Below are 12,406 nucleotides of genomic sequence, written 5' to 3'. Positions count from 1 at the left end.
GGACCGGTTGCCCTCGGCCGGGGACGGTGTGCGGGCCGTGGGGGGCTCGACCCGCACACCGTCGTGTCGCGGCACTCAGACGGTGACCGCTCGCTCCGGCGCGGGCGGGAGGGTGGCTAGCTCCGCCTCATAGGCAGCCTCCATTTGAGGCTGCATTCCGTGTTTGGCGAGCGCCTCGCGGAAGGTCTCGCGGACGTAGCCGGACTCGTCGGCGTAGTCGATCTGGTCGCCGCCGATGCGCATGCTGATCCACGCCTTCGGCACGCCCTGCGCGTTGCGCACCGAGACCACCTCGTGCTTGAACGCAAGGTAGCGGCCGGGCTCGGTCCCGGTGTTGAAGTGCTGGTGGAACCACATGTTCGGCGGCACGATGAGCGTGCCCGGGCCCCACTCGTAGCGCTGCGGTTCCTCGCCCTCCGGCCACATCAGGCTGTAGCCCTCGCCGGACAGGATGATGACGTGGGCCCCGGGGCCGTGCCGGTGCCCCTTCTTGTACGTCGCGGTCGGGAACTGCGAGATGTGGCTGTTCATCGAGCCCTTGGCCATCGCGAAGCGGATGTGCCCGCCGCCCGCGCCGCGCTCTTTCGCCTCGATCAGCGGCAGGTTCACCGCGTCGGCGACGAAGTTGGTGTCGAGCAGCAGACCCTTCTGCTCGCCGTTCGGCGCGAAGTAGTCCGGCTCGCCGTTGAAGCGGTTCGGGAAGTCCTTGGCGGTGCCGAAGACGAACTCGACGTCGTCGTACAGGTTGAGCACCGGCGGCAGGTTCGTGGAGGAGACGAACCGGGCCGCCTGCCGGCCGGAGCCGTTGAAGTGCTGGTGGTTGGCGTTGAGCGGGATCGCGAACAACGAGCCGGGCTGCCACTCGAAGGTGACCTCGGCGCCGGCGTCGTTCCACACCTTGGTGGAGCCGTGGCCGTCGAGGACGAGGATCATCTCCTCGAAGAGCTGCCGCTGCGGCGCGAGCTTGCCGCCGGCCGGGATCTCGCACACGTAGCAGTCGTTGGACGTCCGCGTGGCCTCGTGGTTGATGAACACGCCGCGGCCGCCGCGCCGGTCCCACGGCTTGAGCTCGACCGTGCGCAGGTTGGGCACGTAGTGGGCCGCGATGATGTCCAAGCCCTCCGCGGCGACCCAGCGCGTGTAGGGGGAGTCCTTCTCCGTGGCGAATTTGTTCGCCAGGTTCTCGCTGACGAGCGCGTCCTTAGCCATCCGCGGCCTTCCTGATCGCGATGCGGGACAGGCCGCGGCTGCGCTGGGAGCGCGCTGCCGATAGCCGATAATGGTAAGACCATATTCCCATTGCTTCGCCTGTGTCAACGAACGTGCGACGCAGGCGGGGTACTCAGTCCCCGCGCTCGGCGGTCGCGACGCGTTCCGCCGTCCGCTCGAGGTGGGTGCGCATGAGCTCGGTCGCCCGCTGGACGTCCCGTGCGGCGATCGCGCCGACCAGCGCGCGGTGCTCGTCCACGCCGCGCCTGCCGTGCATCGGCGCAGCCTGCCGGGCCCGTTCGAGGGACATGATCAGCGGATCGTGCAGCGACTCGACGAGCATGGCGACGGCACCGTTGTGCGCTGCCTGTGCGTAGCGCGTGTGCCACTCCCCGGACAGGGAGAGCGGGTAGTCATCGTCCTCCAGTGCCGCGGCGCTGCGGTCGCAGATCTCGTACAGCGCGGCGATGTCCTCCTCCGTCGCGCGCTCGCACACCAGTGGCACGATCCCGAGCTCGAGCACGATGCGGGTCTCGGTGACCTCCGCGGCGGAGAGTGTCGACAGCGTGATGAGGTCGGCGATGCCCTCCCCGACGAGCCGGCTGCTCGGCGCCGTGACGAAGGCGCCACCGCGCGCGCCGACCCGGATCTCGACCAGTCCGTTCGCCTCCAGGACGCGCAACGCCTCCCGGACGGTGACGCGGCTGACGCCGAAGCGTTCGCATAGCTCGCGCTCGGACGGCAGGCGGTCGCCCGCCGCCAGATCGCCCTGCCGGATGAGCAGGCGGATCTGGTCGACGATCACTTCGGAGATGCGTCCGATGCTCACCCGGGTGAGCAGGTCGCCCTTGCCTCCCGCCCCGGGTGCAGCGGAAGGGGGCAATCCCGGTGTCGTCACGATGGCAGTGTACGGCCGGGCGCCCGATCGGTCTGACCTTGTTACCTTTGGGCGAGTCACAGCCGCGCGCCCCGGGTCGGCTCGGCCGCCGGCCCGGCCGTCGGAAGGCCCTGCCGCGCGACCTCGAGGGCCGCCCGCCGTGCGGCGTCCGGGTCGAGGTAGCGGCCCCCGCGGACGCGCGGCCTCAGATCGCCGCCGAGGTGGTAGAGGAGCGGCATCCCGGTCGGGATGTTCAGGTCGAGCACCTCCTCGCGGGAGAGCCGGTCGAGGTGCGCGATGAGGGCGCGCAGCGAGTTGCTGTGTGCCGCGACGAGCACCGTGCCGTGTTCCCGCAGGTCCGGGACGATCACGTCAGTCCAGTAGGGCAGTAGGCGGGCGACGACGTCGGCCAGGCTCTCGGTGCGTGGCACAGGGACGCCGGCGTAGCGCGGGTCGGCCGAGACGTCCCATTCGCTGCCCGGCGGCAGCGGCGGAGGCGCCCCGTCGTACGACCGGCGCCACACGCGGAACTGCTTCTCGCCGTACTCGGCCCGCACCGCTCGCCGGTCCCTGCCCTGCAGGGCGCCGTAGCACCGCTCGTTGAGCCGCCAGTGCCGCCGGGTGGGAACTTCTGCCCGGCCTGCGGCCTGCAGCGTGATCGCGCCCGTGCGGACGGCGCGGGTGAGCACGGACGTGTGCAGGGCGGCCGGCAGGAGGCCCGCGTCGCGCAGCATGGCGCCGCTGCGCCGCGCCTGCTCCTCGCCGTGTGGTGTGAGGTCCACGTCCACCCAGCCCGTGAACCGGTTCTCCGCGTTCCAGTCGCTCTCGCCGTGTCGTAGCAGGATCAGTGTCGGCAGGTCATCCTCCTCGTTGCCGCAGGCCGGCCGTCGTCTGGCCGTTCCTGTGGACACTATGGTCTAATGGACAGGCCAAACGACCGATGTCCTTTGGCCAGCCTAAGCTCGCCGCTCCGGGAGAGGACACGACACCGTGACGAAGGTCGTCTACGTCGACGCCGAGGGCCAGGAACATGCCATCGACGCGACGGTCGGTGAATCGGTCATGGCCGCGGCTGTCAAGAACGGGGTCCCCGGCATCGTCGGGGAGTGCGGAGGCAACGCCTCCTGTGCCACCTGCCACGTCTGGGTGCGCGAGGAGTTCGCGTCCCTGGTCGGGACACCCGGGGAGATGGAGGAGGACCTCCTCGATCTCGGTGTGTCGGATCGCCGGCCGACGAGCCGGTTGTCCTGCCAGATCCCCGTCACGGTCGACCTCGATGGGCTGACGGTGGACGTCCCGCCGGACCAGCCCTGAGGGCTCCGCTCGCTTGACAGTCGCGGGATAACGGTATGACATTAGCCCCTAATCTGTCTCGCTTGCCGGATCCCGGCGGCGCGTCGGCACGTGAAGAGGGAGACGCTCCGTGCTCAGAAAAGAGATCAACGACCTCCTGACGCTGACCGGGCCCGGGACGCCGATGGGCGCGCTCTTCCGGCAGTACTGGATGCCTGCGCTCCTCGCCGAGGAGCTGCCGGAGGACGACTGTCCCCCGGTGCGGGTCAAACTCCTGTCCGAGCGTCTCATCGCATTCCGTGACAGCCAGGGCCGGTACGGCCTGATCGACGAGTTCTGCGCGCACCGTGGCGCCTCGCTCTGGTTCGGCCGCAACGAGGAGTCGGGCCTGCGCTGCCCGTACCACGGCTGGAAGTACGACGTCACGGGCCAGTGCATCGAGGTGCCGTCCGAGGCCGAGAACAGCAGCTTCTGCGAGAACGTGAAGCTCACCGCGTACCCGCTGGTCAAGATCGGCGACGTCCTCTGGACCTACATGGGCGACCCTGCGACGCAGCCCGAGCTGCCCGAGTTCGAGTTCGCACTGGTGCCGCCGGAGCACACCTACACGTCGAAGCGGCTGCAACAGTGCAACTGGCTGCAGGCGTTCGAGGGTGGCATCGACTCCAGCCACGTCACCTGGCTGCACTCCGGCGGGCTGAAGAACGATCCGCTCTTCAAGGGCGCGAAGGGCAACGAGTACAACCAGAAGGACACCAAGCCGTTCTTCGAGGTGGCCGACTGCGACGGCGGCCTGTTCGTCGGCGCCCGCCGAAACGCCGAGGAGGGCACCTACTACTGGCGCATCACGCCGTGGGTCATGCCGGCGTTCACGATGGTGCCACCGCGCGGCGACCACCCGATCCACGGCCACTTCTGGATCCCGATCGACGACCAGAACTGCTGGGCATACAGCTTCGACTACCACCCGATCCGCCCGCTGACCGATGCAGAGCGGCAGGCGATGATCGACGGCCACGGGGTGCACAGCCGCAACATCCCCGGCACCTACCGGCCGGCGGCCAACATGGACAACGACTATCTGATGGACCGCGAGGCGCAGAAGCGCGGCGAGGACTACTCCGGGATCAAGGGCATCGCGATCCAGGACGCGTCCCTGCAGGAGAGCATGGGCCCGATCGTGGACCGCACGAAGGAGCGGCTGGTGCCCGCGGACAGCGGCATCATCAAGGCGCGGCAGAAGCTGCGCAAGGCCGTGATCGCACTGCGCGACGAGGGTGTGACGCCGCCCGGTGTCGATCCGGCCCATCACCGGGTGCGCTCGGCGGCGGTCGTCCTGCCGCAGGCCGAGGCGTTCCTCGACGCCTGCCGCGACGACGTCCGGGTGCGGCCCGGCGTGCCGATCTCGTCGGTCTGACCGGGCCTGCCCCGATGTTTATGAGCGAATGCGCGCGAGCGGCGTCGGCGGCGGAGTCGCGCTTCCGCATCGACCGGCCGATCGCGCCTGCCCGGGCTCCGCGGATCATCGCGCTCGACGAGGGCGCAGCGGGAGTGACCCGGCGTGTGGCTGCGCAGCATGGTTGGGCCAACGCCCGGTTCTTCGTCTGCGAGGGCGGGTCCACCGGCGGGCTGCTGCTGCGCGACATCGACGGCCTGCCCACGCTGCTGGACGACGCGCTCGCCCGTGCCGACGCCGTGTTCCTGGTCGCCACCGAGGACTCCGGCGCGCGGTACGCGCGGACGATCGGCCGGGCCTGTTTCGAGCGCGGGGTGATGACGGCGGGGTTCGTCCTCGGTGACGGCTACGAGGCCGACGACGCCATCGCCGCGCTGCGCCCGCACGCCCGCGTGCTGCTGCCCACCGCCGACGAGAGCGACGTCGTCGAGGTGCTGACGGCGTTGCGGGCTTGAGCGGGGCACCTGACCAGGAACGCGACGAGAGACGGGACGACGTGGACGAGAAGATCACCGTGCGCACCCTCCAGCGGATGAAGCAGGAGGGAAACAAGATCGTCGGCGTGGTGGCGTGGGACTACCAGATCGCCCGCATCGTCGACCGGGCCGGCGTCGACCTCGTCTCGGTCGGCGACACCGTCGGCGTGAACCTGTGGGGCCACGCCAACCCCTTCGAGATCACGATGGACCAGATGCTCACCGTGACCCAGGCGGTGCGGCGCGGGGTGAGCCGGGCGCTGGTCAGCGCCGACTTCCCGTTCGGCCCCCTGCAGGAGGGCAGCGCCAGCGCCGTGCGGGCCGCGATCCGGTTCGTCAAGGAGGCCGGCGTCGACCTCGTCAAGCTCGACGGCGCCGCCGACCACCTCGACGCTGTCGAGGCGGTCACCCGCGCCGGTATCCCGGTCTTCGCGCAGTTCGGGATCACGCCACAGACAGCGCTGCGGTTCGGCGTCGAGTACAAGGCGATCCCGGCCGCCGCCGACCAGGTGCCCGTGGAGCTCAAGGACGAGCTCGTCGCGGAAGCGAAGCGGTTGGAGGACGCGGGGGCGGTCCTGCTGAACTTCACCAACTCGGGGCCTGTGGTCGGTGCCGCCGTGGCCGAGGCCGTCTCGATCCCGGTGCTCGGCGGCTTCGGCGGCGGCCCTTGGCTCGACGGGCGGGTGCGGATGGTCAACGCGGCAATCGGGTACGCCGCGTCGGCGCTCGACGGCGCCTCCGACACCTACGCCAACGTCGCGCAGACCGCGCTGCAGGCGATCGGCGCGTACGCCGACGACGTCCGGGCGGCCCGCCAGCTCCCCGGCGGCATCCCCGTCCCACCGGCGCCCTGACCGTCGCCCCACCGAGAGGAACCGCACGTGCCCACTGCCGTCGTCGACGGGATCACCACGCGCTACGAGCTCGCCGGGGACGGCCCACCCCTGCTGATGTTCTCGCCGGGGGGCTTCGACTCGACGCTCGAGAGCTGGCGCACCGTCGGCATCTACCGGCGGCTGGACCTGCTCGACCACCTGAGCCAGCGCTACACCTGCATCACCTTCGACCGGCGTGAGTCCGGCCGCTCGGGGGGCCGGGTCGAGCGCGTGGGGTTCTCCGACTACGTGGCCCAGGGGCGCGGCCTGCTCGACCACCTCGGGATCGGCAGCGCGTACCTGATGGGCGGGTGCGTCGGCTGCTCCACGGTCGTGGCGTTCGGCGTCGCCCACCCCGACCGGGTCCGCGGGATGGTCCTGTTCTCCCCGGCGGGCGGGGTGAAGTACCGCATGAAGCAGCACGCGCGGTTCCGCAAACACCTGGCCTACGTCGAGGAGCACGGCCTGGAGCAAGTGGTGGCCCTGGTGCAGGGCTCGGACAAGGGCTTCACCGCCGACCCCAGGGTCGGGCCGTGGGTGAGCGTGATCCGCACCGACCCCGCGTTCGCCACCGAGTACGCCAAGATCGACCCCGATCGATACGTCGTGGTCGTCGGCGGCCTGGCCCGCACGATGTTCGACCGGGACACCGTGCCGGGTGCCGAGCCGGAGGACCTGCTGCAGCTCGAGGTCCCTGCGCTGATCGTGCCCGGCCAGGATGAGTCGCACGCTCCGTCGGCAGCCCGGTACCTGCAGGAGTGCCTGCCGCGGGCGGAGTACTGGGACGTGCCGGTGGCCGAGCAGACCGCACAGACCGCTCCGCCCCGCATCCTGGAGTTTCTCGACGCCTGCGAGGCGCGGGGGTGAGCGCGGAGCTCGCCCCGCTTCGCACCCTGGTCGCGGACGCCTGTCGGGTGCTGGCCGCGCGTGGGCTCGCGGACGGGTTCCTCGGGCACGTCAGCCTGCGGGTCGATGAGCGGCGGCTGTTGGTGCGTTGCCGGGGCCCGGAGGAGCGGGGGCTGGCGTTCACGACGGGCGCGGACATCCGGCTGGTCGACCTGGACGGGCAGGCCGGCGCTGCGGGTGAGCTGGACGGCGGGTACGGCCCGCCGAACGAGTTGCCACTGCACACGGAGGTGCTGCGCACCCGCCCCGACGTAGCCGCCGTCGTGCATGCGCATCCGCCCGACGTGGTCGCGGCGGATCTGGCGGGGATCGCGATCCGTCCGATCGTCGGGGCGTTCGACATCCCGGCGACCCGGCTGGCGGCGGGCGGGGTGCCGGTCTATCCGCGCGGGGTTCTCATCCGCGACCGGCGGCTCGCCGGCGAGATGGTCGCCACGATGGGGGACAGGCCCGTGGTGGTTCTTCGCGGGCACGGGCTGACCAGCGCGGGCGAGAGCGTCGAGTCAGCCGTGCTGCAGGCGGTCGGTGTCGACCGGCTCGCCCGGTTGTCGCTGCGCGTGGTCGGCGCCGGCGGCACGCTCACCGACCTGCCGGACGCCGACATGGCCGACCTGCCCGACCTCGGAACGGCGTTCAACACCTCCGTCGCCTGGCGCCACGAGCTGGGGCGGCTCGGTGGGATGCGCGCGTAGCGCGGCCACCGCGGCGCCGGTCACTCCGTCGGGTCTCCCGCAATCCGCGAGGCGGTCCGGTCCAGGTGGTCCACCATGATCGACCGTGCCGCGTCGGCCTCCCCGGCGCGAATCGCCTCGATGAGGTCCCGGTGCTCCTGCAGGCCCTTCGCTCCCATGATCGGCGCGGCGGTCCTGGCCTCGTCGAGGGACATGGCCATCGGCTCGCGCAAGCTGCGCGCAAGCATCGAGATCGCCTTGTTGTGCGTGGCGTCGGCGAGCAGGCAGTGGAACTCGCTGGAGAGATCGGCCCGGTAGGTGCCCTGCTCGAGTGCCTCCTGGGTGCGGTCACAGACTTCGGTGAGGGCGGCGAGGTCGGCGGCATCGGCACGCTCGCACGCGAGCGGGATGACGCCGAGTTCGAGGACCCGCCGCGCCTCGGTCACGTCGACGGCCGAGAACACCGACATCGTCACCAGGTCGGTGATGCCTTCCCCGACGCGGTCCGTGCTCGGCGCGGTGACGACAGGGCCGCCGCGGACGCCGATCCGGATGTCGACCAGCCCGCTGGCCTCCAGGACCCGCAAGGCCTCCCGGACGGTGACCCTGCTCACCCCGAACCGGTCACAGAGCTCGCGCTCGGCCGGCAAGCGTGAGCCCGGCACCAGCCGGCCCTGCCGGATCAGATCGCGGATCTGCTCCACGATCACCTCGGAGATGCGGCCTGCGGACACCCGGCTGAAGATGTCGGCCGGGGCGGCGGAACGCGCCGGCCGGGCCGGGTGTTCGTCGGCGACGAACGGCTTTGGCATGTGCCAATGGTAAGACCTCACCCATCGGCGGTTTCGCAGGCTGCGAACGTTGACCGCAGGGCCGAGCCGCCAACGAGTCGCGCGCCCTGCTTTACAGCACGACGTGACAGCGGCTACGTTGGCCGCGCTAGAATGGTTAGGCCGTTAGCCCCTTCTTTGGTCGGGCGGTCCGGAGGACGTGGAGGTCCTGGATGCGTGACTACGCCGACTACCCGTCTATCTCTCTGCCCCGCCGCGCTGGGCCTGGCACCAGCATTCCACCCTGGACCTCGACGCCACCTCGCGCTCCCTCGCGATCCAGGACCCCGGCCTGCTCCGCATGACGCGCCTGCACGACATCGAACCGCTCGCCGGCCGGCGCTCCCCCGAAGAAGGCCTGGAGCAGATGCGCACGAAGTCCGCTGACCCGGACGTCCAGCGCGTGTCGGCTGTTCAGCCCGACTGCGACGGGACCGTCGAGCGGGCGCACGATCCGCGGCAGAGCTGAACGCGGCACCACCCCGGCGCCATCGACGGTCGCCGGGTTACGACACCACCACGTGGAGACACCAATGTCACGCCGACCGTCGTCCCGACGACCTCTGCTCGTCGGAATAGGTACCGTCCTCGCCCTCTCCCTGGCCGTCGCCTGTGGCTCCCCGACGTCCGGGGGCGGGTCGGCGGGAGGCGGCACCACGGCAGCCGATGGTGTGTACGCCGAAGTCGGCCCGATGACCGGCGACGAGCGCCGCGCGCGGCTCGTCGAGCTCGCGGCGCAGGAGGGCAAAACCCTCTCGATCTACACGTCGCTCAACGCCGACATAGCCGACATCGTGATCCCGGCCTTCGAGCAGCAGTTCGGGATCCACGTCGAGCTCTACCGGGCGGACTCCGAGACCATCCTGCAGCGCACCCTCCAGGAGAGCTCGGCGAACTTCGCCGGTGCCGACATCGTCGAGACCAACGCCAACGAGATGGCGGTCATCGCCGGCCAGGGCCTGACCGGCGACTACGAAGGAGAGCAGCGGAACAAGGTCAACGAACAGTTCCGGTACGACGCGTGGACGCCGACCCGGTTCAACATCTTCGCCCCGGCCTGGAACACCCAGCGTGTGTCGGGGGACCTGATCCCCAAGAGCTGGCTTGATCTCGCCGACCCCAAGTACGACGGGCTGATCTCCCTGGAGGTCGGGGACTACGACTGGTACATGACCCTGTACGGCTACCTGCAGAAGCAGGGCATGTCCGACAGCCAGATCGACCAGTACTTCGCCGATTTGGTGCACGGGGCCAAGATCTCGAAGGGCCACTCCGGCCAGGTCGAGCTGCTCTCCGCGGGCGAGTTCGGCGTCGTGGCGGCCTCCTACAGCTACCTCACCGCGAAGGCCCGTACGGCGGGCGCGCCGGTCGACGACCAGCCGTTCGTCCAGCCTGTGATTGCCCGCGCCAACGGCGGGGGACCTCTGCGGTCCGCCGTGCACCCGGGCACCGCGATGCTGTTCATGGACTGGTTCCTCGAGGAGGGCCAGGCGCTCATCCTCGACAACGGACTCACGCCCGCGGTCATGCCGGACGGCACCGACCCCCTCGGGGGACTGCAGGTTGAGCCGGTGGACGCCCAGAAGCTGGTTGACGAGGGCCGCAACTGGTCCGACCGCTACGACCAGCTCGTGCAGGGCGGCGAACAGGTCGCGTCGAACTGACCCCCCGGTAAACCCGACGAGCACGCGCACGACCAGTCAGAGATCGGAGCCACCACGATGGTGACCACCACCGCGCCGCCCAGCAGGCCCGGGAAGGAGCCGGCGCCGGGAGCGCCCGCAGCCGGGGGAGGCGGGGCCGGACGACCACTCGGAGTCCGGTTGCGCGAGACCCTCCTACGCCCGCGTAGCTTGATCGCGGCGGCGACGGTGGTGGTCGTCGGCTACCTCGGGCTCGTCCCTCTGGTGTACCTGCTGTGGGGCGCGTTCAGCGACGACAACGGCTTCAGCCTCGGCGGGTTCGCCCGCGCCTACGGCGACCAACGGATCGGGTCGCTCGTGGGCAACTCGGTCGGGTTCGCGGTCGGCGCCGCAGCTCTGTCGCTCGTGGTGGGGACGGCCCTCGCCTACTTCAACGTCCGTACCGACGTCCCGTTCAAGGGGCTGTTCTTCGCCGCGTCGATCATCCCCCTGATCATCCCCGGGATCCTCTACACCATCGCCTGGATCTTCCTTGCAAGCCCGCAGATCGGGCTGATCAACCAGATGCTCGAGCCGGTCTTCGGTCCAGGGGCGTTCAACATCTTCACGCTGTGGGGCATGATCTGGGTCGAGGGCCTGCACCTGTCGCCCATCGTCTTTCTCTTCATGGTGGCGGCGTTCCGCTCGACCGACCCGTCTCTCGAGGAGTCGGCGCTCGTGAGCGGGGCGACGCGCCTGCAGACCTTCCGCAAGGTGACGATGCCGCTGGTGCGCCCCGCGGCCGTCGCCGCGAGCCTGATCATGCTGGTGCGCAGCCTGGAAAGCTTCGAGGTGCCCGCCCTGCTCGGTCTGCAGAACGGCGTCTACGTCTTCACCAGCCGGATCTACCAGGTGCTGCGGTCGTTCCCGACGGACTTCGCCGCGGCGGGCGCGCTCGCCTGCGGGCTGCTCGCGGTCGCGGCGCTGGGCATCTACGTCTCCAACCGGATGTCCGCGGGGCACGGCGGCGGGACAATCACCGGCAAGGGCTTCCGTCCGCGGCCCATGGATCTCGGTCGGTGGAAGCCGGTGATCGGGGCGGGGATCCTGGTCTACTTCTTCGTCACCGTCCTGGCGCCCCTGCTGGTGCTGCTCTACGCCTCGTTGCTGCCCTACTACCAGCCGCCGTCGGCGGCGGCGTTCGCGTCGATGAGCCTCGACAACTTCGCGCGGATCTTCGACCTCCCCGCGGTGAGCCGTGCGGTGCAGAACTCCCTCCTGCTCGGGGCGGGCGCCGCGACGATCGTGATGGCGCTGATGGCCGTCGCGGCCTGGGTCGTCGTCCGCTCGGGGATCCGCGGCAGGCAGTTGCTCGACCACATCGCCGTCTCCCCGCTCGCCATCCCCGGGTTGGTGCTCGGCCTCGGTATCGCGTTCGTCTACCTGCGCAGCCCGCTGCCGATCTACGGCACGATCTTCATCCTGCTCGTCGCCTACGTCACCCGCTACATGCCCTACGGCATGCGCTACGCGGTGAGCGGGATGCAGACGATCTCGTTGGAGCTCGAGGAGTCGGCGCAGGTCAGCGGGGCGGGCTGGTGGGCGACGTTCCGGCGGGTGCTGCTGCCCCTGCTGGCGCCGGCGATGCTCGCGGGATGGGTCTACATCTTCGTCGTGTCGTTCCGGGAGCTCTCCTCGTCGATCCTGCTCTACAGCCCGGGAAACGAGGTGCTGTCGATCCTGATCTTCGAGCTGTACGCCAACGCCCGGTTCACCGAGCTGTCCGCGCTCGGTGTCCTCATGGTGCTCATCCTCGTCGTTCTGGTGGGGATCGCCTACAAGGTCGGCGCCCGGGTCGGCCTGCGGTCCGACTGACGCCCAGCACCCACGACCCCAGCACCCACGACCCCAGCACCCACGAAGGATCCGCGGCGTGGACGCGGGCGGCTCGCGCAGCCGCCCACGTCCACGCCGCGAACTATGTCAGCGGGAGTAGTCGCTCGAGCACGTCACGTCGCGTGGCGGCCAGGGTGAACTCCGGTACGAACCCCCGGGCCGCGAGCGCGCATCACCGGCGCCGGCCGGCGCACGACGCGAGGTTCGATCGTCGCGACTCGGGGTGGGGACCCGGCTAGGGACGGGGCAGGCTGGTGAAGATGTGCCCGCGAGTGCATGGCGAGATGTTCGGCCG

General features: G+C 70.3%; 13 protein-coding genes. 9 read left to right on the top strand and 4 right to left on the bottom strand.

Annotated elements, in window-relative coordinates:
• Positions 1-75: 75 nt before the first annotated feature.
• The 3 genes from ABD143_RS16855 to ABD143_RS16845 form a co-directional block, all read right to left on the bottom strand.
• The gene (locus ABD143_RS16855) at positions 76-1,209 is read right to left on the bottom strand and encodes a cupin domain-containing protein (RefSeq protein WP_343978626.1); all 1,134 of its coding nucleotides are present in this window, start codon (positions 1,207-1,209) and stop codon (positions 76-78) included.
• A 133-nt stretch (positions 1,210-1,342) separates the two neighbouring features.
• Complete coding sequence (locus tag ABD143_RS16850; RefSeq protein WP_343978623.1) at positions 1,343-2,107, bottom strand: FadR/GntR family transcriptional regulator; 765 nt, start codon at positions 2,105-2,107, stop codon at positions 1,343-1,345.
• Positions 2,108-2,163: 56 nt separating this feature from the next.
• A complete protein-coding gene (locus tag ABD143_RS16845) occupies positions 2,164-2,997 on the bottom strand; it encodes a 2,3-bisphosphoglycerate-dependent phosphoglycerate mutase (protein ID WP_343978620.1) in 834 nt (277 codons plus the stop codon).
• Positions 2,998-3,076: 79 nt separating this feature from the next.
• Between ABD143_RS16845 and ABD143_RS16840 the strand changes: the two genes are divergently transcribed.
• From ABD143_RS16840 to phtC, 6 genes are all read left to right on the top strand, one after another.
• Complete coding sequence (locus ABD143_RS16840; RefSeq protein ID WP_343978617.1) at positions 3,077-3,400, top strand: 2Fe-2S iron-sulfur cluster-binding protein; 324 nt, start codon at positions 3,077-3,079, stop codon at positions 3,398-3,400.
• A gap of 109 nt (positions 3,401-3,509) precedes the next feature.
• Positions 3,510-4,796, top strand: a complete 1,287-nt coding sequence (locus ABD143_RS16835; RefSeq protein ID WP_343978614.1) for an aromatic ring-hydroxylating dioxygenase subunit alpha — start codon at positions 3,510-3,512, stop codon at positions 4,794-4,796.
• A 20-nt stretch (positions 4,797-4,816) separates the two neighbouring features.
• The gene (locus ABD143_RS16830; RefSeq protein ID WP_343978611.1) at positions 4,817-5,290 is read left to right on the top strand and encodes a hypothetical protein; all 474 of its coding nucleotides are present in this window, start codon (positions 4,817-4,819) and stop codon (positions 5,288-5,290) included.
• 41 nt (positions 5,291-5,331) lie between these two features.
• Positions 5,332-6,165: a 3-methyl-2-oxobutanoate hydroxymethyltransferase gene (locus ABD143_RS16825; RefSeq protein ID WP_343978608.1), complete on the top strand. Its 834-nt coding sequence runs from the start codon at positions 5,332-5,334 to the stop codon at positions 6,163-6,165.
• 27 nt (positions 6,166-6,192) lie between these two features.
• Entirely contained in the window at positions 6,193-7,053 is an 861-nt protein-coding gene (locus ABD143_RS16820) for an alpha/beta fold hydrolase (protein WP_343978605.1), read from the top strand.
• Positions 7,050-7,784 (top strand): 3,4-dihydroxyphthalate decarboxylase, encoded by a 735-nt coding sequence (gene phtC, locus ABD143_RS16815; protein WP_343978602.1) that lies wholly within the window; start codon positions 7,050-7,052, stop codon positions 7,782-7,784. Before ABD143_RS16820 ends, phtC begins: the two co-directional genes overlap by 4 nt.
• 20 nt (positions 7,785-7,804) lie before the next feature.
• Here the strand turns inward: phtC and ABD143_RS16810 are convergent, their stop codons facing one another.
• Positions 7,805-8,575 carry a FadR/GntR family transcriptional regulator gene (locus ABD143_RS16810; protein ID WP_343978599.1) on the bottom strand — a complete coding sequence of 257 codons (771 nt, stop codon included), beginning with the start codon at positions 8,573-8,575 and terminating at the stop codon, positions 7,805-7,807.
• 319 nt (positions 8,576-8,894) lie between these two features.
• Here ABD143_RS16810 and ABD143_RS16805 point away from each other — a divergent pair, with 319 nt between their 5' ends.
• From ABD143_RS16805 to ABD143_RS16795, 3 genes are all read left to right on the top strand, one after another.
• Positions 8,895-9,062, top strand: a complete 168-nt coding sequence (locus tag ABD143_RS16805; protein WP_343978596.1) for a hypothetical protein — start codon at positions 8,895-8,897, stop codon at positions 9,060-9,062.
• A gap of 64 nt (positions 9,063-9,126) precedes the next feature.
• Entirely contained in the window at positions 9,127-10,257 is a 1,131-nt protein-coding gene (locus ABD143_RS16800) for an ABC transporter substrate-binding protein (RefSeq protein WP_343978593.1), read from the top strand.
• A 159-nt stretch (positions 10,258-10,416) separates the two neighbouring features.
• Positions 10,417-12,090, top strand: coding sequence for an ABC transporter permease (locus tag ABD143_RS16795; protein WP_343978590.1), 1,674 nt, complete (start codon positions 10,417-10,419; stop codon positions 12,088-12,090).
• The last annotated feature ends 316 nt before the right edge of the window (positions 12,091-12,406 follow it).

This window comes from Pseudonocardia aurantiaca (genome assembly GCF_039526725.1).
Classification (GTDB): Bacteria; Actinomycetota; Actinomycetes; order Mycobacteriales; family Pseudonocardiaceae; genus Pseudonocardia; species Pseudonocardia aurantiaca.
The sequence above is the reverse complement of the archived record's forward strand: the minus strand, read 5'-3'. Positions and strand labels throughout refer to the sequence as shown.